This is a genomic window from Cryobacterium sp. 10C3, from assembly GCF_034314285.1.
Classification (GTDB): Bacteria; Actinomycetota; Actinomycetes; order Actinomycetales; family Microbacteriaceae; genus Cryobacterium; species Cryobacterium glucosi.
Window position 1 is genome coordinate 188,065 of record NZ_JAVIWF010000002.1, and the last position, 22,898, is coordinate 210,962.

A 22,898-nucleotide genomic window follows, 5' to 3' on the forward strand; every position below is an offset into this window, starting at 1 on the left:
ACGCTCGCTGGCGGAAGTGTGCCGGGAATGCACCTCTCCAGCCACCGGGGCAGACGGGTACCGCACCTGGAACAGGTGCCCTCAGTAGCTGGAATCCAACGAATCGAATCTGTCTAACCCCCAGACTAGGGCCAGAATCCGTCGGCCCTGGACCGGGGAGTGCTGTCCGGGTGAATTCGCGAGGAACACCCGGCGCCGGCGCACCCCTGCGCCCTCGACACCTGGGGCACTAGCCGCTGCCCTGACCTAGCAGTAGGTTGCCGAGAGCGGATGCCGTCGGCGCCACGAGACGCCGGGTCGCGGCTTTCGAGGTCGCGTCAGGAGTCGTCATGTCAGAGCGTCATGTGGTCTGGTTCGAAGAGATCGGCCTCGCCGACATCCCCCAGGTCGGCGGGAAGAACGCTTCCCTCGGCGAAATGGTCGGCTCGCTCTCCGGCCAGGGGGTGCGGGTGCCCGACGGTTTCGCGACGACGGCGGATGCCTACCGCGCGTTCATCACGGAGAACGGGATCGAGTCGGCCCTGCGCCAGGCCCTCGACAGCTACCACTCCGGAGAGGCGACTCTGCGGGTCACGGGCGAGAGCCTGCGCGAGTTGTTCCTGAACGGGGAATTCCCCGAGGACACGGCCGCGGGCATCCGCTCGGCCTACCGGGAACTGTCTGCCCGCTCCGGGCAGCAGAACCTCGCCGTGGCGGTGCGGAGCAGCGCGACCGCGGAAGACCTGCCGGACGCGAGCTTCGCCGGGCAGCAGGAGACCTTCCTGAACGTGACGGGGGAGCGGGACCTGCTCGCCGCCTGCCGCCGCTGTTATGCGAGCCTGTTCACCGACCGGGCGATCAGCTACCGCGAAGTCAAGGGCTTCGACCACCTCGACGTGGCACTCTCGATCGGGGTGCAGCGGATGATCCGCTCCGACCTGGGCGGGTCCGGGGTGATGTTCTCGATCGACACCGACACCGGGTTCCCGGGTGCCGCCGTGATCAGCGCGGCCTGGGGACTCGGCGAGACCGTGGTGCAGGGCGCCGTCGACCCCGACAAGTACCTCGTGTTCAAGGCGCTGCTCGCCGACCCCGGGCTGACCCCGATCATCGAGAAGACCCTCGGCGCCAAGGCGACCAAGATGGTCTACGCCGCCGGCGGCAGCGCCCGTACCCGGGTGATCGACACTCCGCTGCGGGAGCGGAACGCGTTCGTGCTGAGCGACACTGAGATCGTGCAGCTTGCCCGCTGGGCCGTGATCGTGGAAGACCACTATGGCCGGCCGATGGACATGGAGTGGGCCAGGGACGGCGTCACCCAGGAGCTGTACATGGTGCAGGCGCGGCCGGAGACGGTGCAATCGCAGGCGAGCGGCACCGTCTTCACCGTGAGCAGGCTGCTCGAGAGCGGGCCCCTCATCGTCTCCGGCGTCGCGATCGGTGACAGCATCGCGACCGGAACCGCGTGCGTGATCCGCGACCCGGCCGACATCGACAACTTCATCGACGGCGCGATCCTCGTCACCGAGATGACCGACCCCGACTGGGTGCCGATCATGACCCGGGCATCGGGCATCGTGACCGACCACGGCGGGCCGACCAGTCACGCCGCGATCGTCAGCAGGGAGCTCGGCGTGCCAGCGGTCGTCGGCACCGGCACCGGAACCGACCTGATCCACAACGGCGCCGAGATCACGCTCTCCTGTGCAGAGGGCGACGAGGGCTTCGTCTACGCAGGCACCCTCGACTTCGAGACCGAGGAGGTGGACCTCGGCACGGTGCCGATGACGCGCACGAAGCTGATGGTGAACATCGCGAGCCCCGCCGCTGCGTTCGAGTGGTGGCGGTTGCCGGCCGCGGGCGTCGGCCTGGCCCGGATGGAGTTCATCATCAACAACCTGATCACCATCCACCCGATGGCGCTCGTGCACCCGGAGCGGGTCACCGACCGGGCCGCGCTCCGGCGCATCCACGAACGCACCCGCGGCTTCGCCGACCCGCAGGAGTACTTCGTGCAGACCCTCGCGCTCGGCATCGCGAAGCTCACCGCGCCGTACTACCCCGACCCGGTGATCGTGCGGATGAGCGACTTCAAGACCAATGAGTACGCGCACCTGCTCGGTGGCGGAGCGTTCGAGCACACCGAGGAGAACCCGATGATCGGCTTCCGCGGCGCCTCCCGCTACTACGACGACCGCTACCGTGAGGGGTTCGCGCTCGAATGCCGGGCGATCAAGCGGGTGCGCGAGGAGATCGGCTTCACCGACGTGATCGTGATGGTGCCGTTCTGCCGCACCGTGGCCGAAGCCGACAAGGTGCTCGCGGTGATGGCCGCGAACGGGCTGACCCGCGGCGAGAACGGCCTGCAGGTGTACATGATGTGCGAGATCCCCGCGAACGTGATCCTCGCCGAGGAGTTCGCGACCCGGTTCGACGGCTTCTCGATCGGGTCGAACGACCTCACCCAGCTCGTGCTCGGCGTCGACAGGGACGCCGGTGAACTCGCCGGCCTCTTCGACGAACGTGACGAAGCGGTCAAGCGGATGATCAGCGAGGCCATTCGCAAGGCTCACGCCGCCGGGATCAAGATCGGCATCTGCGGGCAGGCGCCGAGCAACTACCCGGACTTCGCGGCCTTCCTGGTGCGCGAGGGCATCGATTCGATCTCGCTCAATCCGGACAGCTTCCTGAAGACGGCGGGCATAGTCGCCGAGGCCGAGGGGCTGCTCGACACCGTATGACGGCCGGCTCCTGCGGTGCGGCGTCAGCCCTTGCTGTCGTCGTACTGCTCGAGCACGGCCTGCTCGTATTCGTACTCGGCTGCCTCGGCCGCGGCCTTCGCCTTGGTCACCCGCTGGCTGATCGCGTGCTCCGACTTCTCCAACCGGCGCGCCTCGAGCGGGCTGGAGCTCTCAAGGAGGTCCTCGAGGGTGTCCGGGTCGAGGTGCATGGCCTCGATCGCATCGGCCTCCGACCGGGCGACGGCCGCCTTGCTGCGCAGCAGTCGCACCCGCGCATCCTTCGCGTCCTGCCGCTTCGCCGCCTCGGCGTTCGCAATGTCCTCGTCACTCCCGAAGCGTTCGATGCGCTTGTCCTGGCCAGTGTCACTCATGATGCCTCCCCGTCTCCGTGGCATCGTAGCGCGGCAGCGGCGATGGGGAAACGGCCCCGAGCGGGTGACGCCGGGTCGGGTGGCGCCGGGCGTCAGTGTGGAGTGGGTGGTGTGGCTGTCGCCGGTCCAGCGGGCGTCAGCGGCGCTGGTTGCCTCGGCCGCTGGTCCAGAGCCAGCGGGCCCTGGCGGTGGCGATTCCGCCGGCGGCGAGGGCGACGATCGCCACCGGAACCGCCACGCTTACGAAGGCGTTGTGGTTCACGGCGTTGAAGTAGAGAACCCCGAGGGCGATCGCACAGCAGACGAAACCGGCGATCCCGCACATCGAAAATGTCCAGTCCTTGAGGCTGCGCATGGCTCAGGCCTCCACGGAGAACTGGGCGAGTTTCGCGCGCAGGTCGGCGTCGCTCGGCTCGACGAGGTGGCTCGCGTCGGGGAACACGATCACGGGGATCCGGGTGCGTCCACTGATCGCGTGGGCGCGGTCGGCGCCGTCCGCGACGGCCTCGAGGTCGACGTAGTCGTAGTCGAGTTCGAGTCCGTCGAGCACCTTCTTCGAGCGGCGGCAGTCGCCGCACCACTCCGCGCCGAACAGGGTGATGCGGGGGTCGAGGGGCACGGATGCTGTCGCTGCGGTCATCCGCCGATCTTACGTGGCCGCGCTGGGTATCCGTCTGCAGGGACGGACAGGGGCGGATCATAGGTTCGCCCTTTTTGGGCTCTCCTGACTCTTCCGTGGGTTAGTCCCGGCCGGGAAGCACGGGTTTGTGCCCGCCGAGGCTGAGCATTGCGAGGGCGATGAGGGCCTCGGGTGATTTGAAGCCGAACGCGATGCGGGTCATGAGGCGGATCTTGGTGTTCATGGATTCGACGCGGCCGTTGGAGAGGCTGTGCTCGATGGAGGCCAGGATCGCGGTGCGGTGTTTCACGATGCTCTTCTGCAGTTTCACGAAGGACGGGATGCGGCAGCGGCGAGCCCAACCAACCCATTTGTCGAGAGCTTCGGTCGCTTCCTCGAGAGGCAGTTTGAAGATCACACGGAGGCCTTCCTTCAGGTAGTACGCCCGAGCCAGCCGGGGGTCGGTCTGCACGATCCAGGCGAGCTTCGTTTGTTGCTTCTCGGTCAGGTTTTCCGGGTTCTTCCAAAGCGCGTATCGGCAGTTCTTGATGCCCGTCGCCCGGGCGCTGTCTGGGCGTGCCGGGGCGTCGGCTGGGGGCCGGCCGCGAGTGCGTCGGGCATCGTTGTGCCGGGCGGCTTTGCGGGCCTCGTTCCACGCGCCCCGGCGGACTTCATCGAGGGCCTCGGTGGCCCATTTCACGACGTGGAACGGATCAGCGCAGCGAACAGCGTTCGGCGCTCGTTCCGCGACAACACTGGCGATCCAGGCCGCACCGTCCGCGGAAACATGCGTGATCAGTGCCGAACGCTCCGGCCCCAACGCATCAAAAAACGTCTCGAGGGTGGCCTTGTCCTGGCCTGGTGCCGCCCAGACGAGACGGCCAGAATCGTGGTCCACGACGCAGGTCAAGTACTTGTGGCCGCGCTTGTAACTGATCTCGTCAATCCCGATCCGGGTGAGGCCCGCGAACTGGTCGAACTGCTTCTCCGTATCTGCCCAAACCCGGGTGATGATCGCGCCCACGGTGCGCCACGCGATGCGCATCAGCACGGTGATGGCGGACTTGGATGTTTGCGTGGCCAGCCACGCGACCTGGTCATCGAAGAACAAAGTGTGCCCGCTCTGATGCCGGGCCCACGGCACGGCGGCGACCGTCACGCCATGCACCCGGCAGCTCACCCGCGGCGCCGCAGCTTCTAAGTGGATTTGCACCGAGCCGGCGTCCAGGGATCGCCAGCGGCGCCGCCCGTCACCGGCGTCGTAGCGCGGGCAGCGCTTCCGGCAGGCCCCGCACCGGTTCCGCATCGATGCCGTTGGGCGCACCGACGCGACCAGCATGCCCGTATCCGCGTCGAGATCGACCGCTTCGACGATGGTTTTGTCGACTCCGAGCAGAGTCCGCCATAGTGTTGAGTTTTGCACGCCGTTTTCTCGTCCCTGTGTTTCTTGCCTTTGTCAGTTAGAAACCTAGACGGAGAGCGGCGTGCACTCGTTAAGGCGCTCGGAAACCACCCACGGTAACGTCAGGAGAGCCCCTTTTTGGGGCTTTTTTCCGGCCGAATCGGGCCGGGTGCCCTGTTATGTTCGAAAGAGCGACAGACAGTCGGGGGGCTGAAGGTGGACTCGAAGGCGGCAGCACCGGAGGTGCGGGCATCTTCGGCAGCGCCCGTTCGCAGTACCGCACCGACGCCCGCACCGACACCCGCACCGTATTCGACGGCGGCACTCCTCGCCGCGTGCGAACTCTCGCGCGCCGACGGCCGGCACCTGGACGGCGCGGCGCAGGCCGAACAGGTGCTCGCGACCTTCGGGATCACCCCGGCCGAGTGCGCGCAGGCCCGCGAGCTGCTCGCACTGCACCGGTTGCGGCTGGGCGAGGTCGAGGCATCCGTTCGTCACGGGCTGCTCGCCCTCGAATACCTGGTCGACACGGGCGAACTGCTGCGGCAGTCGCAGGTGCACTGCACCCTGGCGCTCGCGTTCCATGAGTCCGGCCTGCACGAACCCGCGCTGCGCCACGTGCTCGGCGCGCTCTCCGCGGCGCGGGCGAGCGGCAGCAAGCTCGCCGAATTCTGGGCGCTCAGCCGGTCCTCGATGGTGCACGTGGGTATGGCCGACGCGCAGCGCGCCCTCGAACTGGGCCGCCAGGCGCTCGACCTGTCGCGGCTGCTCGAGGACGCCGAGGCCAGATTCGCCGGACTCAACAACCTCGGCGACACCTGCCTCGAGCTCGCCAAGACCCAGAGCGCCCAGGGCCTCGACCCGGCGGATGCCCTCCGAGAGGCACTCGACAATGTGCAGCAGGGCGCGGCGCTCGCCCAGGGCCAGGGACACGTCTTCTGGGAGACGATCGCGCGCACCAACCTCGTGAGCATCCTGATCGAGCTCCGCCGGTACGGCGAAGCGCGCGAACAGGTCGGGCTGTCCAAGCGCCTCGCGGCGGCGAACGGCTACCGGAATCTCGAACTCGACAATGACGCCCAGCTCGCCGAGCTCCTGCGTGCAGAGGGACGCATTGACGATGGCGACCGCGATGATGGTCGCCCAGCTGGCCGATCCCTTCATCGAGGACGATCCCGCGCGGCTCACCCGGCTGCATCGTGCGCTCGGGGAGATGTACAAGGAGCGCGGCCACTTCAAGTTCGCCCTCGACCACGCCGAAAAGCTGCACGAGCTGACCCTGCGCCTCACTCGGCAGACGGCGGGGCTGCAATCCCGGATGCTGATCAACACTCTCGAGATCGAACAGGCCCGCCACGAGACGGAGCGGTCGCAGCTCGAAGCACAGGTGCTGCGCATCCGTGCGGAGAAGCTCGACCAGCAGGCCCACACCGACCCGCTCACCCTGTTGCCGAACCGGCGAGCGCTCGACCGGCAGTTGCCCGCGCTGATGCGCCGGGCGCACGACCGCGCGCAGCCGCTCTGCGCGGCGATGGTGGACCTCGACCACTTCAAACGGGTGAACGACGCGCACGGGCACGCCACGGGCGACCGGGTGCTGGCCGCGATGGGCACGATCCTGACGGCTGCCATCCGCGACAGCGACCTCGCGGTACGGCTCGGCGGCGAGGAATTCCTGCTGGTGTTCGGCGACGCGACCCCGGCCGACGCCGCGAAGGCCTGCGAGCGCCTGCTCGATGCGGTGAGTGGCTTCCGCTGGGACGACGTCGCCCCGGGCCTGCGCTGCACCGTGAGCATCGGCCTGGCCGTGCGGAACACCGGCGAACGCACCGCCCACTGGCTCGCCCGCGCCGACAAGGCCCTCTACGAGGCCAAGCGCGCCGGCCGCAACCGCGTCGAGTCCGCCCCGCAGTAGCCGTGAGGTGTCGCACATCGACGTTTGAGGGCACTAGGAAGGTCGATTTGCGACACCTCACGGGGTGGTCGAGTGGGCGAGTGGGCGAGCGGATGCCAGCGTGGCGGCTAGTGGGAGCCGGGGCGGAGGAGGCCGGCGGGGGTGAGGGTGAGGCGACCGGAATCCAGGGCGAGTCCCAGGGCCGCGTCGAGACGGATGCCGACGGTTCCGCGGGTGCTCCGCCCGCCGAAGAAGGCGAGGGCCTCCCGCTTGAGCTCAGTGTCGTCGATGCCGGCGGCGGCCTCGGCCGCGAGGCGCATCGCGTTCGCGATCTCCACGAGCGGCACGTGCTCGAGGGATCGGGTGACGCCGGGCGGGGTGCGTCGGGCGCCCTGCCAACCGGTCGGGTCGATCGACTCGGGCCAGTAGAACGGCTCGTCGGCGCCGAGCGTCAAGTCCGCGGGCACGCACCGCACGATGGATGCCGCCCGCGCCTGGTTCACCCGGTCGAGCCCGAACGCCCCTGCCACGAGCTTGGTCAGCCGGGCGCTGTGGATCGGCCCCTCGGCCGTGACCGCCGCACGAATCGCGGACTGCACGTTCGCCGCGGCCGCGGTCCGCGGCAAGGCGTCGAGCACGTCGACCGTGCCGAGACGCCCGGGGGACCACTCGGCGTAGTCGAGCGCGAGGTAACTCGTGGTCGCACTCGTGTTGGCCAACGGTACAGTCGGGGCGGACACCGCGCGGGATGCGACGAGTACCTCGGGTGCATCCCGTGGCGTTTCGGTGATGGTTGCTGCGGGCTCGACGCCCGCGGGGAGGTCCAGCTCCCTGGCCACGTCGGCCGCGGCTGCAGCTTCAGTCGCGGCCTCGACCGCCCCCGCGAGCCGGGCGACCGTCTCGTCGCGGTGGTGCAGCCACTCGGGCAGCCAGACCCGCTCGACGCCCGGCCAGCGCATGATGCCCTGCAGCACGTCCACGGGCAGGCCGTCGCGGTCGGAGACCGTGCGCCGCGCACGCCAGTTCGGCCCGTCGAGCAGCACCGCGACGAGCGGCCGACCCGGGTCCGTTGCCGAGGCGAGGCTGAGGTCTACCCGGAAGTCGGAGAGCCCGACGTCGGTCTGCACGACGTGCCCCGCGGCGCGGAGTGCGGCCGCGATGTCGTCGCGGTGCCGGTCCACGGTGGACGTGCGGCGGACATCCGTGCTCAACGCCTCGGCGCCCGCCATCTCGAGGTAGGCCTTGAGGTGTTTGATGCCGACCGAGCTGGTGTCCTGGGCGCGCAGCACTGCCGGGTCGAAGCTCGCATAGAGCACCACCTGTCGCCGCGCACGGGTGATCGCCACGTTGAGGCGGCGCTCGCCGCCCGCCCGGGAGAGCGGCCCGAAGTTGAGCGGGACGACACCCTTCTCGTTCGCGCTGAACGCGATCGAGAAGAGGATGCTGTCGCGCTCGTCGCCCTGCACATTCTCGAGGTTCTTGACGAAGAGGCCATCGATCTCGTCCAGGGCGAGGGCGATGCGCTCGTCCTCGCTGTCGCGGAGCAGGTTCTCGATGAGGTTGCGCTGCTGGGCGTTGAAGGTGATCACGCCGACCGAGGGGAGACCCCGGGCGAGGCCTGGAAGCGGCGCTCGATGTCGTCGACGATCGCGCGGGCCTCGACCGGGTTGGTGCGAAGCGCCGTGCCGCGCCCCGACCGCTCGAACTGGCCGTCGACGCGCACGAGGGAGACGCCGTGGTCGGCGATGGCGCTCGACGCGGGCGCCGGGAACGACGACAGCCGGCTCTCGTAGTAGTAGTGGTTGCTGAACGCGATGAGTGACTCGTCCTGGCTGCGGTAGTGCCACGACAACCACTTGCTCGGCACCCGCGCCTGCACGCACTCGGTGAGGATCGACTCCTCGTCCGCGACCGCACCGAGCAGGCCGTCGTCGCCGTCGAAACCGGCGTCACCCTCGTCGTCGATGTTCGCGCTCGTCTCGGCGAAGCTCGTCGGCGGCATCTGCTTGCTGTCGCCCACCACGACCACGGACGCCGCCCGTCCCATCGCCCCGATCGCATCCGCCACCCGGATCTGCGAGGCCTCGTCGAACACGACGATGTCGAACAGGGCCGCGTGAGCGGGGAAGAACCGGGCGACGGATTCCAGGCTCATCAGGGTGCACGGCATCACCTGGGTGATCAGGTCGCCGTAGTTCTCGAGTAGCGCGCGCACGCTCATGCCGCCGCGCTGCCGGTCGAGCTGGCGGCGCAGGCCGCCGACCTGCCCAGAGGCCAGGTTCGTGTCGAAGCGGCGGAGGCCGAGCACCTCGGCCGGGATGGCCCGGGGAGTTCGCCGCGCACCGCGTGCGTGCTCGCGGTGAACCGCGTGATCGTTTTGCTGTGCGCCACGAGGTTGAAGTCGCCGAGGGCGGTCGCGTCCTCGCGTTCGGTGATCGAGGCGATGGCGAGGCCCTTGTCGAACGCGAGCGCGGCATCTTCGGCCGGGATGCTGCCGGCCAGCAGCGCGGCGCGGGCGTCGGTGAGCCCGTGGCGCCGCAGCGGCTCGAGGTGACGCACGAGGGCGAGCCAGCGTTCGAGCACGACGGGCTGGGAGGACTCGACCGTGCGCGCGGCCCGGGTCGCCCACCAGCGGGCGATGAAGCCGAGGTCGCCGGCCCAGCGGGCGCGGTCGGCGGGCTGCACGTCGGCGGCGGTGTCGAGGGTCTGCCAGGCCGCGGCGAGGGCGGTGAGCGGCTCCTGGCCGGCGCCGAGCGGGGTCGAGGAGTAGTAGGCGCGCAGGTCGGCGGTGTGGGTGGGTACCTCTGCTGCGGCCGCGGGCGCGCGCCGGTTGAGCGCGTCGCCGAGCCAGCCGAGCCAGGCCAGGCCGGTCGCGAGGTCCTCGGCGTCGGCCGGCACGAACGGGTTCCACCGCGCGTCCACGAGCGGCACCGGCAGGGTGAGTGCGGCGTCGCGCAGGCCCTGCGCTTCGGCGTGCGCGGCGGCGAGGGCCGCGGTGAGCGTCGAGAGCGTCTTGAGGGGCACGGCCTTCTCCGGGGCGGATGCCGCGTCGCCGGTGAGCGCATCGGCGACCTGCGCGAGCACCGCGCGGCGCTTGGCCTTGCGGCCGAAGAACCCGGCGGCATCCGCGGCGAGGGCCGCCGCGTGGATCCCGGGCACGTCACGGGAGAGCACGGTCGGCGCGACCCGGGTCAGCCAGTCCGGACGCGACGCCCGCAGCGCCGTGAGGTGCTTCTCGAGGCCGGCGATGAAGGCCCGCCACTCGGGGGTGTGCAGGGTGTCGACCGCGCTGACGGGGTGCCGGGGCGCGGCGGCGAGGTCGCGCCATTCCCCGGCGAGGGCGGCCGAGGGCATCCGGTTCAGGGTGTCGAGGTCGAAGCCGGCGGCTTGCCCCGCGAGGAGGGCGTCGTCGAAGGCGCGCCCGGCCGCGTGGATCGCGGCGGTGCGCAGCGCGATGGCGATGCCGGTCGACGGCGACGAGCCGGCGGCCAGGGACTCGGCACCGGCGGCACCAGCGGTCGAGACGCCGCCGGAGGACGGACCGGTGGAGACCGTGCCGACGGCGCGGGCCGCCCGCACCGCCTCGGCGGCGGACTCGGCCGTGCCGGACCCGGCGCCGGCTCCGCGCCCGAGCCGCTCGTCGACGAAGCCCCAGGGGTGCGCGGCGCTCGGCCGGGCGAGGTCGGACACCTCGGGCAGCTGCCGCAGCACGTGCCGCAGCTCGTCGAACACGGGAGCGGGGGACCCGCCCACGAGCGGGCCGGGGATGACGAGCGGCTCGACCGAGGCATCCGCTGCGAGGGCGTGGGTGCGGGCGGAGTAGAGGGAGAGGCCGGCCGCGTTGGACTCGTGCAGCCGGTCGGCGTAGCGGGCGAGGGTGCCGCGGCTGGCGGCGGCGGCCTCGCGGTTCGCGGCGAGGGCGGCGAGGTCGGGGTCGATGTGCAGCTCGAGGGCCGCCTTGATCTGGGCGCGCACGGCGGCGGGGCGGGCGCCCTTGTCGTGGAGGTCGAGGGAGAAGTCGCCGAGTCCCACGCTTTCGAGGCGTTTCTTCACGACGTCGAGGGCGGCGCGTTTCTCGGCGACGAAGAGCACGCGCTTGCCGTCGGCGAGGGCGCGGGCGAGCAGGTTGGTGATGGTCTGCGACTTGCCGGTTCCGGGCGGGCCTTCGAGCACGAAGGTGCGGCCGGCCGTGGCCTCGGCGACCGCCTCGAGCTGAGAGGAGTCCGCCGGCACCGGCACGGAGCCGCCGAGCGCGTCGAGGTCGACGGGCGAGCCGGGCGTGCCGACTGAGACACCCGTACCGCCCGAGGCGGAACCCGTCGGAGACGCCGTCGGCTGCGCCAGGCTCCACGCCCCGCCCCCGCCGGCGCCCGCCGCGGCGACCGGGTCGGCATAGGCATCCAGCGGCGTGTTGATCAGATGCGCGACGAGACTGTTCTGCGACAGCGCCTCCCAGTTCTCGTCGAGGTCCTTCCAGAGCCGGAACTTCGCGAACTGCAGAATGGAGAGCTCCACGGTCTCCTCGACCCGGAACGGCAGCCCGGCCTCCGCGATCGCCTCCCGCACCGCAGTGAACGCGGCGCCGAGGTCGATGCCCGAGGCGTCCTCCCCGGGGGCCGAGAGCCCGGCGATCTCGAGCCCGAAGCTCGCCCGCAGCTTCTCGAGCAGGCAGTAGTTCGGCGTGGACGCCCCGGCCTCGTCGATCGTCAGCCGGTACGAGGAGCCGCGGCTCGCGCTTGTCATGTTCACCGGGATCAGCACGAGCGGCGACCGCAACTCCCGGTCGTTGAACCGCCAGTGCAGCATCCCGAACGTGAGGTAGAGGTTGTTCGCGCCGGTCTCCTCCACGATCGTGCGGGCCTTGTTGGCGAGGTAGCGCAGCTTGCTCGTGTACGACGCCTCCGTGATATCCACGAACGCGCCCTTCTTGTCGGCGAGCATCAGTTCGCGGGTCTGCTCGGGCAGGTCCTTCCCGAAGCGGATGCCCCTGGCCCGATCCACGTTCGGCACCGCGTCGGCCGGCACGAGGGTGATCGGCGTGCCGGCGTTGATGGCGTCCTCGAGGCGGGCGACGGCCGGCCCCGGCACGAAGAGCGGGTAGCCGGACCGGTCGGTGTAGTTGATCAGCTTGTTGCGCAGGCTCAGGTCGAGCAGCGCGTTCTTCCACTGGGTGACCCGCGGCGGCACCGGGGTCGCTTCGGGAGCGTTCGAAGCAACCGCCGACCCATCCCGCGCATAATACGGAGCGATGACCGGACCGGCCCCCGCCTGGTACACCGTCACGGTGACCGCGCCGTCGGGCCCGACGGAGCGGCTCGGCAGCGGCCAGATCCGCGACTGCCGCGCGGTGCGCACGTCGGTCACGCCCAGGAACTTCTCCAGTCCCGCGGCGAGGTATTGCGTGTGCGGGCTCCGCCGCGCCTCCGCGAACGGCATCGACGCAGACCCGCCCGTGACACCCGTCGTTTCAACGAGCCCGATCGAACCGAGGTCGACGAGGTTGACGATGTCGGCGACATCCGTGTGGGCGACGGCGCCGAGCGCCGAGTCGACCCGCCAGTAGCCGAGGAAGATGTGCCCCTCGAGCAGCCAGAGCGTGGAGTTGAGGCCGGCCTGTTCGAGGGCGGCGGCGAGGGTGACGGTGGTGTCGAGGCAGGTGCCGAGCCGGCCCTCGAGCACCTCGGCGGGCGTGCGCACCTTCTGCCCGGTTGTGCCCCAGCTCGCCGGCGGCATCGCGTAGCGGATGTCCCGGGCGGCCATCGCGTCGTAGATCGCCTCGACCACGGCGTCGACCCGCTCGGGGCTCTCGGACTGGTACCCGCTGAGCGCGGAGTCCCCGGTGCGCTGCTGCAGCAGGTCGCTCGCCTCGACGAGCAGCGGGGCGATCGCGGCGGCATTGGGCTGCACGTGCGCGGCGAGGAGTTCGAGGCCGAGGTGCAGGGGAGTGGCGATCCACTGGCTGGACGCGAGGATCTGCACCTCCGCACTCGTCTCGGCGAGCAGGGTGCCTGCGGCGTCGCGCAGGGTGGCGCGGATCGACCCCGGCCGCTGCTCCTCCACCGCGAGCATGAGCGCCGGGTCGAGCACGAGCTCGACGGTGCGCAGGGTCGTGCTCTGCCCCGCGCCGAGGTCCACGATGACGACCCGTGGGGCGCCGAGCGACCCGGAAGCGCTCGTCACCTCGACCTCAAGGGTTGCCGCGCGCTGCTCCCCTGCGAGGTTCTCGATCACGATCTCGTCGACGACCGGAACCCGGCAGTGCGCCATTGCATAGGAGAGGAACGGCACCGAGCTGATCCCGATGCGGGCGGCTGCCGCGGCTGCGGCAGCCGGGGCACCTGCGGTCACGGCCGTAGTGGCTTCAGCACCTTCGGTCTCAGAGTCAATCTGGTCCACGGATTCCCCTTCGTGCAGCGAGGCGTCACGGCGACACTGACAGTCGCCGGATCACGTCGAAGCGCTGACCCGATTGTAGGGGTGGGTCTGACACCGTCGCCGATGCCGCTGGACTGTCGGCCGCCTTGCACCCCGGCAACTCATTCGCTCGCTGCTCCACGCTCGTGAGGTGTCGCACATCGATGTTCGCAGGCGGCGAAGGTCGATCTGCGACACCTCACGGCGCCTGGGTCTTCGTGGAAGCCGGTGTCTAACTGATCAATCGGTAGGCGATGAAGGTGATCCCGACAATGCCCACGACAAGGCCGAGGATCGCGGTACCCCGGCCCGTGATCCGATTGGAACCGCTCAATTCGTTCGCTCGCGCCAGGCCGATCGAGGAAAACACGATTCCAAGAACGCTGAGGATGCCGAACGGGTTGATGAGCATGCCGACAAGGGACAGGACGGCGCCCGTGTAGGCGAACGAATTGGTCCGCCGGACGATGCGATCCCTCTCCGTCCGATTCGGCTGTGATTGAAACTGGGTGCCGCCGCCCTGGCCGCGGTTGGCCATCGGCACGTATGGCGCCGGTGCGTACACGATGGGCGGGGCTGGTGCCTCCGCTGGAGTGGGCGGGGGAACGGGGGCCGGCATCCGGTCGCGTTGTTGCTCTGACCAGCTGACACCGTTCCACCATCTCAATTGCTGAGTGTCGTTCGGGTCGTTGTACCATCCGGCTTCGGGCGCGGTCACGGGGTCTCCTTGCGAATAGGTGTACCGTCCTCGATCCGCTCAGCGTTTGAGGTTTGGTACACGATTCATGCCTATCAGGTCAACGAAGACCAGTGGCATGTGGCTGGCTTGCCTGGCGAAATTTCCCCCGCAGTGGGGTCGAGGGCTGCCGCACACGAAGCGCGCATGGCGCCCCAAGGCCTTACCTGACTAGAAATGCAGCCGGTCCACCAGAGCCTGCAGCGACTCCTGGAGGGAGGCGAAGCCCGTAGGCTTCAGCTCCAGCGTGGCCTCGTTCAGGTACACGTCTCGACGGATCTCGAGCATGACCGAGCTGACCCGCGCATCCGTTTGGTAGTGCGTGAGCGGCACGTAGGCGCCGGCGAAGGGCGTGTTCGCCCGAGTCTCGAGGCCGGAGAAGCTTTCGGCAACCGCGCCGAGCAGGGCGGCGGATGCGTGGAATGGGTCCGATCCTACGCAGAGCGGTGCGCGAAACCCGCCGCCGTGCAGCTCATAGGGCAGTTCATGCTCGGGGTAGGAATGCACGTCGATGATCACAGCCCGCCCGTGGAGCGCCAGAGTGACGTCGACGAGCGCGGTGAAGCGGGCCGAGTACTCGGCGAAGTAAGCGAGCAGTGGTTCTCGGTCGCCAGCGGTCACGCGGCGAATTAACTGGCGGCGAGATCCGTGCGTGTAGAGCACGCCCATGCCCACCGCGTTCATCTCTTCGCTGTCGCCTGGGAACCTCTCCACGTCGACGGCGAAGCGGGACAGCCCGTTGATGACCGCGCTCGCACCGGTGACCGACTCGACCAGAACGTCCGTGAAGTGGTCGGTCATGATGTCTTTCTCCGCCTCCAACTCGGCAGGGGAGATGACGTAGGAGTACAGGTATTCCGCAGGGATGGCCCGACCGCCGTGGGGTGAGTGCAGGATCACCGGTGACGTCGCCGAGTTATCGGTCACGCGGAACAGTGCGGTCTCACTGTGGATGGTCATCGTGTGCCTCCAGGCCGTGGCGCTCCCGGTCGGAAGTAGTTCAGGGTCTCAGGCGCCAGTGGCATTCGGGATTCCTCCTCCTCATCTGCATCGCGCACTGTCCGGCCTGGGACCCCAGCGAGAGGTGACACCGCTCATTGCTCGTCGTCGAAGGACTCTCAAAGACCTAAATTGGAAACCATGAATCGGGACGAGTTTCACGCGTCAAATCTCACCTCACAGGAGCTTCTCCAGCAGTATGCGGGCATTCTCGGTGAGCTGCGCGCCCGAGGTGTCATTCGCACTCTCAATGCGCCCGCAGGCGATTTGGCGGAGACTCTTACTGCCCGCGCCTACCGGGGTGAATTGGCGCCGAATAGTGAAAAGAGCTGGGATGTGCGGGCTGCTGATGGCCGTCTTCTCCAGGTGAAGTCCCGCGTGATTGCCGCGAGTGCGCGGTCCAAACCTATACAGTTCTCCGTCTTCCGCTCCTGGGACTTCGACGCAGCAGTGTTCGTTGCGATTGCGGCGGAATCCTATGGGGTTCTCGGGGCTTTCGAAGTGCCGTCTGAGGTCGTGAGCGCGAGGGCGGGCAAGGCCTCATGGGTTAACGGCGAGATAGTCACGCTTTCACTTACGGGTCTCGCGGCCCTGAGCGATTGTATCGATGTCACCACTAGGCTCCAGAACGCCCTCGAGTCGTTGGACCTGCCGGTTTCGCTCGCAGAATGATCTCAGGCAACGAACTTCTCCCAGCGGAGTGCCAATCCGTCCCGCGACGGCCGATCTTTGGCGCGGCCCGGCAGCACCAGTGACCTCCCATGCATGTTCTGTAGCCCGTATCGGAGCATCGGACCGTCTACCTCATCAAGCAGTGCACCATTGATCCTCACCTCATAGTCGGGGGTGATGCCCATCAGATTGCGATCGTAGGAGGCATGGTGGATCTTGCAGAGCGCCATCCCGTTGGTCACCACGGCGAGGCCCGCGATATCGGAATCTTCAACAATGTGAGCAGCGTCAAGTAGCTCTGCATGCTTGAGCTGACACACCGCGCACGTACTGGCATAGGCGTGCATGATACGGGCACGAAACGCGGGTTGATGAAGTCTCTGGCGCACCGCTCGTTCGGCATACCGTCGCTCGTCCCCTGTCATGTGCAAAGGGTCGCCGAAGAAGCGCATCGACTCTTCAAGCGCAATCAGGAATGTGCGATTGACCTCATCGTCAGCGACGACATATGCGGGGTAGTGTGCGACGAATACGCCGGGGCGTACTCCCTCGAAATACACCAGTGGTACTCGCTGATCGAGCGCTCGTCTAAGTTTCACGTTGTCACCTCCCTCTCGCGATTGGTAGGCGTAGTGCACGAAACCGTCCGGGCTGGTGACGTCGTCATAGACGCCTTTGACGCCCGTCATGATCGTCAGGGTGGCGTCAAAGTCACGCGGATTTCGGATGCCCCGGCCGCGGTCCAGAAGTGGAATTGGGGTAACGCCGAAGTGGTACCCGGTCAACTCGTCCCGGGTGAGCTCGTATGCGCCCTGTCCCACTTTTTCATCTAGCCAACGAAACACGTCTTCGCGGATGATCAGCTGTTCCTCGGGAGAGTACATGATCTATGTCTAGCAGCACCGGTCACGGTCTTGAACGGCCTAGACGGGTCGATCGACGTGCCCCAGTACTTCAATATCCTTGTGCGCTACCTGTTGGTGTTGCTCTGCACGGAGGGTATCGACGTGATTCGGGCGCATTGTTCTGCAGCAATCCTGTCAGGTTCGCCGGGATGTTCACGCAGACGAGCCCTGCGCCGCGATGCAGCCGACCCACACGCCGTCGCGAGCTCGGGTGATACCCACGAACAGTTCGCGGCGGTCGCGCTCGTCGCGTTCGATCTGCGAATCGGTCCATCCAGCTCCGATGACGCCGGGGAACATCAGGCGTTCGGCAATCCAAGGCAGCAGCACCTGCTTGAACTCGAGCCCCTTGGCGCGCTTGATCGTGCCGACCTTCACGGCATCCGTCTGGCTACCGTCATATTTCGTGAGTTCGACAACGGGAATTCCCGCGGTGCGCAGAAGCATCAAAGTGTCACTCACCTGTCGAGTGGTGAAGCAGAGCACCCCCACGTCACCCCAGCCCACACTCACGCTCTGCGTGGCCCGGCGGACATGCTGCACCAGTTTGCCGTCGTGCTCGGTTCGGGTGCGCGCCCGGTCGAAGAGGGGACGTTCGCCGTGTCGCGGCGATGTGATCGCGGCGGCGCTGGCTGCGGTGCCTTCGATGTCGACGTAGCTGGCACCGTCGACGACGCGGACCGCCAGGGCGAGGACCTCGGCAGTGTTGCGGTAGTTCACGTCCATGACGACTCCGCGGCCGGCGACAGAGAGGCCGGCCTCGGCGAGGGTGTAGCCGCCGGGGTAGATGGTCTGTTGGCCGTCGCCGATCAGGGTGAAGGCGTCCGCACCGTCACCGGCCACGGAAGCGAGCATGCGGATCATGGCGCACGACAGGTCCTGCGCCTCATCGACAATGACGGCGGTGTACCCGACCATCGGCTTGGCGCGCAGAGCCGCTTCGGCGAGCAGGATCAGGTCAGCGTCGTCGTGCACTTCGCGAGTGCGCAGCAGCGATTCGTAGCACTGGTAGAGCTCCCAGACCGAGCGGCGCTGGTCGAGCGTGAGGCGGCGGCGCCGGCCGATGCGGGCACAGTCGGCGTACTCGTCGAAGGTGGTGAGACCGCGGCCCTTGATCACATTGTCGAGCTCCTCCCGCCAGTAACGGGAGTTCGTGTCGATTTTCGTCAGCGGGCCACAGGTCTGCTTGTAGGCCTCCTCGAATGACTGACCGGCCAGCTTGCGGTTGACGCGCACGTCGATGCCGCGCTCGTCGAGCACCTTGCGGGCGAATTGGTGCACGCCGCTGAACTCCACGCGACCCGCGACATCCGGGGCCATGCGGCCGAGCAGGTTGCTCAGAACATCGGGCAGAGTGCGCACGTATGTGGTCACGAGCACGCGGGCGTCCGCCTTGGAGCGTGCCAGGTACGCGGCACGGTGCAGCCCCACGACAGTCTTGCCGGTGCCGGCGGCCCCGCGGATGCGAGAGGGCCCGTTGAAACTACGGCGCACCAACTTGGCCTGGTCGGGATGCAGGAACGTCATCCACTCCTCCATCGGAGGGGCAAGGAGTCCCTCGAGGATCGCGGCCTCGATGTCGCTTTCGCTCGGGAGATGGTCCAGATCGAGAACTGGTTCCGGGCCGATGATCGGTTCGGGCAGGGTCACATCGACCGGTGCCGGCGCGCCGATCAAGGGAAAGCACGTGATCGCGGCGGCCAACACCTGCTCGACGGCGGACGCGGTCAGTCGCTGCCCTCGGCGTGCGATGTGGCGCACGATGTCACCTTCACCGACAATCTCGACTCCGCCGACCGACGCGCTGACGCCTTTGTGCCCGGCGAAAACGACCACAGGTCGCACCTCGCCCGGGGCGAGGCCGATCTCAGCCAGAGCCGCTTCCGTCTTCCAGGCGAGATCGGCCAGACCGTCGAACTCGTCGGTGACATCGGCTTGACCTCGAAATACCCGGCCCGCGGCGATGATCGGGTCCTTCCATGCCTTGGTGTCCACGATGAACAGGCCGCCCGGCCCGACGACGACCATGTCGACCTGAGCACGACGGCTGCCAGGCCACTGACGATCGGGCAGGAAGTGGTAGCCAGCCGCGGCGAGGGGGCGAGAACGTGGGCGATGCGTTTTTCGCTGTCGGCGGCGGCGAAGTAGTTGGCGGCCTTGGCCCGTGAGGATTCAGCGGCGAGCGCGTGCGCTTCGAGAGCGCCAGTTGCCGCGTCGCTTCGCTCCATGCCGATCCGCCTGCCGACATCCGCTCCCCCAAGCCTAGATACAGGCTGAGCTTATCGGCATGTTCGTGATCGGGGCGCACCCTCGCGGTGGGGAGGAGAAGGGGCGGCCGCTGCACCGCAAACTGACCACGCGCACACGGCGGCCGCCGATGCTCTGGTCGAGAGCGGAGTCGTCGAGAAGGTGCTAATCAACCTCTCGTGGAGTGACTTGTGGCTCGGCGCCGGTGGTGTGTCGGCCCCGAGTCCCGACGATCGCCTACGGCAGGTCGACGATCTCCTTGCCGAGCGGCAGGAGAGCGACCGGGATGAGTTTGAAGTTGGCGATTCCCATCGGGATGCCGATGATCGTGATGCAGAGCGCGATGCCGGTGGTGAGGTGGGTCAGGGCGATCCACCAGCCGACCAGCACCACCCAGAGCACGTTGCCGAGGAATGACCCGAGACCCGCGTTCGGCGTGGAGACGACGGTCTTGCCGAACGGCCAGAGCGCGTAGACGCCGATGCGGGCGGCGGCGATTCCCCAGGGGATGGTGATGATGAGCACGAACATGATGAGCGCGGCCAGCATGTAGCCGAGGAACAGCCAGAAGCCCGAGAGCACGAACCAGATGATGTTCAGGAGAGTCCTCATGATGGTATTCAGTCTCTCAGGTCGCGCGCACGGTGTGCCGGCGAGCTCGGTTGATTCGGGCTTGCAGCGTGCTGGCGTGCCGCTGGGCAGGATGGGACCCGACGTGCGGCTTCACGGGCCAGATTACGTTGAGGAGAGACTCGATGATGAGTTCCGGCCTCTTAGGTTCAGCGGCTTGAGTGCGGGGCAACGGCCGGCTGTGCGTGCTGAAAGCTGGCGAGAATGAACCTGAGCCGACTGTCGTGGGTGTGGCAGACATTCGTGCGTCAGTGCCCGACCTGGTCGCCAGTCAGGTGATCGTTTCGGCGCTTGTCTGGGCGGGGGGGCCTCAGGTGCCTTGACACCGCTTGCGAGGGAGTCCAACGTCTAGTTGGGGAACGCGATGATCGCGCCAGGCGGCGCCAGAGCAAGGAAGTTCTTCACCACTGGATGGAAGGCAATCTCGATGAAGACACACTCGAGTCTTGACATAGCGGGGCGGGGACGACGCCGAATCGTCCGGGGAACAATTGGGGGAGGAACTGCCCTCATCCTTTTGGCGTCCCTCACTGGATGTAGCGGTGGCACTGCGCGAACGGGTAGCCAATTACTCGAGTACGTCGCAAGCGGCCTGGGACGCTCTGCGCCAGAGGTAGAGCAACTCGCCAAGGCGCGTTCGACCGCTGCGGTATCCAGCGATGATCTGTTGCGGAGTTGGGCTGAGTGGGTGAAGGAACCGAGTAACGCTCGAGACAACGCCCTTGCCGTGTCGTGCCAGACGGCGATTGACCTGTCCACCGCAGGGAAGCCGCCCGACGACGAATCCCTCGTTACCCTTCTCAACAACATTGCTTCACTCTCGCCAGAAGTTGGCGGTCTGCTGCAGGTGAAGGGGCTAAACGAAGCTGCCGCGGAGGAGCTTGCAGGGAAACGGAATGCCGTGCAGTTTTACGTTCAATTGGAACGCTTTAAGGATGCTGTCTGCGTGGTCGAATGACGCCGAATCAGTGCGTTTGCAGGGAGTGAGCGGCGGTTATATGAACGGTTTACCGGTCGGGCTGCGGAGTGGTGGTGTCGGTCCACTGGGTGAGGGCGACGATGAAGCCGTGGATCAGGCGTTCGAAGCTCCGGTTGATGTCTGCGCTCATGGCGAAGGACCCCGCGGTTTCGAAGGAGATGAACCCGTGCAGGGTGGAGCGGAAGGCGCGGATCGCGTCGATGGCGTCGTCGCCCTCGAGGTGGTACGCGGTGAGTACATCGGTGATCAGCTGAATGACCGCGAGCGACACGGCTTCGTCATCGAGGTCGCCCGGGGCGGGCATCCGGTTGGCGGCCTCATACCGGGCGGGGTGCTGCAGCGCCCACTGGCGATACGCCCGGGACATGGCGGAAATGGCGTCGGGACCAGAGCGACCGACGGATGCCCGCGCGAGCACCTCGCCCATGTCGCGTTTGGCGTGCACGGCGATGTCGCGGTGGAGGCCGGCCATCGAATCGATGTGCTTGTAGAGCGACGGCTGCCGAACGCCGAGACGGGTGGCCAGTGCGGCGAGGGTGAGCGAGTTGAGACCGACTTCATCGGCCATCACGGCCGCCTCTTCCGCAACCCGGTCGCGGGTGAGCCCGACCCTAGGCACGGGTACGTGCTCCAGTCCTGGCGCTGAGGCGTCGTCGAGCGAAAGCGGATGCTGTTTCCATGGGGCTAAGGATGACTTTCTTTCTGGCTAGTGTCAATAGCCAACCCCGCGTGCTGGCGACGTGGTCCTGATCGGCCTGGGTGAAGCATCCACTTTTCTAATCTGGCTATTGACACTAGCCAAAAGGGGATGCATAGTAGCTGCATGACCTCCTCCACTGCAGCTTCTGCCTCGTCGACTCAGTACCTCGCCCGCCCCGAGGGGCGCATCGCCTATGACCTCCAGGGCGCCGGACCACTTCTCGTACTCGTGCCCGGCATGGGTGAGTTGCGGTCCTCCTATCGCTTCCTGACCCCGGCGCTCGTCGGCGCCGGCTACACGGTGGTCACCACCGACCTCCGTGGGCACGGCGACAGCGACACCACCTTCTCCGGCTACGGAGACATCGAAACCGCGAGCGACATCCAGGCCCTGATCGCACAGCTCGGCCGGCCGGCGGTGATCGTCGGTAACTCCCTGGCCGCCGGGGCCGCCGTGATCGTCGCCGCGGAGCATCCCGCCCAGGTCGACGGTCTGGTCCTGGTCGGCCCCTTCGTGCGGAACCCGCCGACGAACGTGTTCACTCGCGGGCTGTTCCGCGTGATGATGGCCCCGCTCTGGATCGCGCCCATGTGGAAGAGCTATATGCCCACCCTCTACGCCGGCCGGAAGCCCGACGATTTCGTGGAGTATCGCACGGCGGTCATCGCCAGCCTGACGCGCAAGCCGTACGGCAAGGCCTTCTCACTCACCACCCAGCAGACCACCCACGACCCCGCCGAGGCGAAGCTCAGCGCGGTGACCGCCCCCACGCTCGTCATCATGGGCGACAAGGACCCCGACTTCAAGGACCCCGCCACTGAGGCCCGTTTCGTAGCGGATGCCCTCCACGGCTCGGTCGTGATGGTCGCCGAGGCCGGCCACTACCCTCAGGCCCAGCAGCCGGACATCACCGCGGCGGCCATTCTCGGATTCGTGAAGACCCTGGCCCGCGCCTAGGCCGGGCTCTCTCCGGTGGACTCGCTGGCGCGGTGCCCGTAGGCGCCGGAGGTGAGGACGCGGTAAGAGTCGGCGTGGGAGCCGCTCATCTCACCTCCATTGTGCCGGGAGTCACTGGCGAAGGCCATGACCCGTGGCTAGCTGACGAGCGACTCCTTGCGCGTGAAACCCGAGAAGGGTCGCATGTAGGTCGAGCCGAAGCCGTCGAGGATTTCCTTCGCCGCGGCATCCGGTGTGCCGAACACGACGAAGCCCGTGATGTCGACGCCGTCGAGGAAGCGCTCGGCGAACTGGGGGAAGACCGTCGTGACGTGGCTGACGACAGCCGCTGAGTCTCGATACATTTCAAGAATGTGCACCAGGGTCTCGTCGTCGTTGACGCTGTAGCCGTAGATGAGCGAGCCCTCTTCGGCCTTCGTCGCTGCCACGAGCGGCTCGATTGCTTCGGTGAAGTCCTGGAACTTGCCCGGCTTCACGTCGCAGGTCACTAGCCAGTAGATTTCTTCGCGCATGGTCGTTGCCTCTCTCGATGCCTCACTCGGTGGATCCGCTGCGGTCTGGGCGCCAGAACAACCCGTCACGCCTCGGTCCGAACTATCGAGACCGATGCTAGAGCGCACGAACAGCCGGTCGCGGAGAGTGTCGAGTATCTG

The 22,898-nt window shown here is 67.6% G+C and carries 20 protein-coding genes and 2 pseudogenes; 5 read left to right on the plus strand and 17 right to left on the minus strand.

The features are described 5' to 3' along the window. Nucleotides 1–329: 329 nt before the first annotated feature. Entirely contained in the window at nucleotides 330–2,720 is a 2,391-nt protein-coding gene (ppsA, locus tag RGU41_RS01470) for a phosphoenolpyruvate synthase (RefSeq protein WP_322135307.1), read from the plus strand. Nucleotides 2,721–2,743: 23 nt separating this feature from the next. Here ppsA and RGU41_RS01475 read toward each other — a convergent pair whose 3' ends face one another. From RGU41_RS01475 to RGU41_RS01495, 5 genes are all read right to left on the minus strand, one after another. Beyond that, a complete protein-coding gene (locus tag RGU41_RS01475) occupies nucleotides 2,744–3,091 on the minus strand; it encodes a hypothetical protein (RefSeq protein ID WP_134449646.1) in 348 nt (115 codons plus the stop codon). 136 nt (nucleotides 3,092–3,227) lie between these two features. Then, nucleotides 3,228–3,446, minus strand: a complete 219-nt coding sequence (locus RGU41_RS01480) for a hypothetical protein (RefSeq protein ID WP_134449645.1) — start codon at nucleotides 3,444–3,446, stop codon at nucleotides 3,228–3,230. Between the two features lie 3 nt (nucleotides 3,447–3,449). Next, nucleotides 3,450–3,731 carry a glutaredoxin family protein gene (locus RGU41_RS01485; protein ID WP_134449644.1) on the minus strand — a complete coding sequence of 94 codons (282 nt, stop codon included), beginning with the start codon at nucleotides 3,729–3,731 and terminating at the stop codon, nucleotides 3,450–3,452. Nucleotides 3,732–3,831: 100 nt separating this feature from the next. Further along, complete coding sequence (locus RGU41_RS01490) at nucleotides 3,832–5,133, minus strand: ISL3 family transposase (protein WP_322135197.1); 1,302 nt, start codon at nucleotides 5,131–5,133, stop codon at nucleotides 3,832–3,834. A gap of 156 nt (nucleotides 5,134–5,289) precedes the next feature. Continuing rightward, nucleotides 5,290–6,276, minus strand: a complete 987-nt coding sequence (locus RGU41_RS01495) for a hypothetical protein (protein WP_322135308.1) — start codon at nucleotides 6,274–6,276, stop codon at nucleotides 5,290–5,292. On the opposite strand from RGU41_RS01495, the gene RGU41_RS01500 reads away from it, so the two are divergent. Further along, complete coding sequence (locus tag RGU41_RS01500; RefSeq protein WP_322135309.1) at nucleotides 6,245–7,027, plus strand: GGDEF domain-containing protein; 783 nt, start codon at nucleotides 6,245–6,247, stop codon at nucleotides 7,025–7,027. The genes RGU41_RS01495 and RGU41_RS01500 overlap by 32 nt on opposite strands. 107 nt (nucleotides 7,028–7,134) lie before the next feature. Here RGU41_RS01500 and RGU41_RS01505 read toward each other — a convergent pair whose 3' ends face one another. The 6 genes and pseudogenes from RGU41_RS01505 to RGU41_RS01525 all read right to left on the minus strand — a co-directional run bounded on the left by RGU41_RS01505 (nucleotide 7,135) and on the right by RGU41_RS01525 (nucleotide 15,116). Next, nucleotides 7,135–8,595, minus strand: coding sequence for a DUF3320 domain-containing protein (locus RGU41_RS01505; protein WP_322135310.1), 1,461 nt, complete (start codon nucleotides 8,593–8,595; stop codon nucleotides 7,135–7,137). Beyond that, nucleotides 8,592–9,314: a DEAD/DEAH box helicase gene (locus RGU41_RS01510; protein ID WP_322135311.1), complete on the minus strand. Its 723-nt coding sequence runs from the start codon at nucleotides 9,312–9,314 to the stop codon at nucleotides 8,592–8,594. Before RGU41_RS01510 ends, RGU41_RS01505 begins: the two co-directional genes overlap by 4 nt. After that, the gene (locus RGU41_RS01515; protein ID WP_322135312.1) at nucleotides 9,224–13,402 is read right to left on the minus strand and encodes a DUF4011 domain-containing protein; all 4,179 of its coding nucleotides are present in this window, start codon (nucleotides 13,400–13,402) and stop codon (nucleotides 9,224–9,226) included. Before RGU41_RS01515 ends, RGU41_RS01510 begins: the two co-directional genes overlap by 91 nt. A gap of 250 nt (nucleotides 13,403–13,652) precedes the next feature. Next, a complete protein-coding gene (locus tag RGU41_RS01520; protein WP_322135313.1) occupies nucleotides 13,653–13,964 on the minus strand; it encodes a hypothetical protein in 312 nt (103 codons plus the stop codon). A 72-nt stretch (nucleotides 13,965–14,036) separates the two neighbouring features. Continuing rightward, nucleotides 14,037–14,138 (minus strand): annotated as a pseudogene (locus RGU41_RS20660) (DUF2510 domain-containing protein); the annotation flags it as partial. A 189-nt stretch (nucleotides 14,139–14,327) separates the two neighbouring features. Further along, nucleotides 14,328–15,116: an N-formylglutamate amidohydrolase gene (locus RGU41_RS01525; RefSeq protein WP_322135314.1), complete on the minus strand. Its 789-nt coding sequence runs from the start codon at nucleotides 15,114–15,116 to the stop codon at nucleotides 14,328–14,330. Nucleotides 15,117–15,296: 180 nt separating this feature from the next. Between RGU41_RS01525 and RGU41_RS01530 the strand changes: the two genes are divergently transcribed. Next, nucleotides 15,297–15,827 (plus strand): DUF6998 domain-containing protein, encoded by a 531-nt coding sequence (locus RGU41_RS01530; protein WP_322135315.1) that lies wholly within the window; start codon nucleotides 15,297–15,299, stop codon nucleotides 15,825–15,827. A 2-nt stretch (nucleotides 15,828–15,829) separates the two neighbouring features. On the opposite strand, the gene RGU41_RS01535 is transcribed toward RGU41_RS01530, so the two are convergent. The 4 genes and pseudogenes from RGU41_RS01535 to RGU41_RS01550 form a co-directional block, all read right to left on the minus strand. Next, the gene (locus RGU41_RS01535; RefSeq protein ID WP_322135316.1) at nucleotides 15,830–16,711 is read right to left on the minus strand and encodes an HNH endonuclease; all 882 of its coding nucleotides are present in this window, start codon (nucleotides 16,709–16,711) and stop codon (nucleotides 15,830–15,832) included. 174 nt (nucleotides 16,712–16,885) lie between these two features. Then, nucleotides 16,886–18,259, minus strand: a complete 1,374-nt coding sequence (locus RGU41_RS01540; protein WP_322135317.1) for a UvrD-helicase domain-containing protein — start codon at nucleotides 18,257–18,259, stop codon at nucleotides 16,886–16,888. Nucleotides 18,260–18,616: 357 nt separating this feature from the next. Beyond that, nucleotides 18,617–18,904 (minus strand): annotated as a pseudogene (locus RGU41_RS20665) (nuclease-related domain-containing protein); the annotation flags it as partial. A 312-nt stretch (nucleotides 18,905–19,216) separates the two neighbouring features. Continuing rightward, the gene (locus RGU41_RS01550) at nucleotides 19,217–19,591 is read right to left on the minus strand and encodes a YccF domain-containing protein (protein WP_134535734.1); all 375 of its coding nucleotides are present in this window, start codon (nucleotides 19,589–19,591) and stop codon (nucleotides 19,217–19,219) included. A gap of 706 nt (nucleotides 19,592–20,297) precedes the next feature. Between RGU41_RS01550 and RGU41_RS01555 the strand changes: the two genes are divergently transcribed. Beyond that, nucleotides 20,298–20,567: a hypothetical protein gene (locus RGU41_RS01555; protein ID WP_322135319.1), complete on the plus strand. Its 270-nt coding sequence runs from the start codon at nucleotides 20,298–20,300 to the stop codon at nucleotides 20,565–20,567. 49 nt (nucleotides 20,568–20,616) lie between these two features. On the opposite strand, the gene RGU41_RS01560 is transcribed toward RGU41_RS01555, so the two are convergent. Further along, nucleotides 20,617–21,207: a TetR/AcrR family transcriptional regulator gene (locus RGU41_RS01560; protein ID WP_322135320.1), complete on the minus strand. Its 591-nt coding sequence runs from the start codon at nucleotides 21,205–21,207 to the stop codon at nucleotides 20,617–20,619. A 204-nt stretch (nucleotides 21,208–21,411) separates the two neighbouring features. Here RGU41_RS01560 and RGU41_RS01565 point away from each other — a divergent pair, with 204 nt between their 5' ends. Further along, a complete protein-coding gene (locus RGU41_RS01565; RefSeq protein ID WP_322135321.1) occupies nucleotides 21,412–22,245 on the plus strand; it encodes an alpha/beta hydrolase in 834 nt (277 codons plus the stop codon). A 137-nt stretch (nucleotides 22,246–22,382) separates the two neighbouring features. On the opposite strand, the gene RGU41_RS01570 is transcribed toward RGU41_RS01565, so the two are convergent. Further along, nucleotides 22,383–22,757, minus strand: a complete 375-nt coding sequence (locus tag RGU41_RS01570) for a putative quinol monooxygenase (protein WP_322135322.1) — start codon at nucleotides 22,755–22,757, stop codon at nucleotides 22,383–22,385. Between the last annotated feature and the right edge of the window lie 141 nt (nucleotides 22,758–22,898).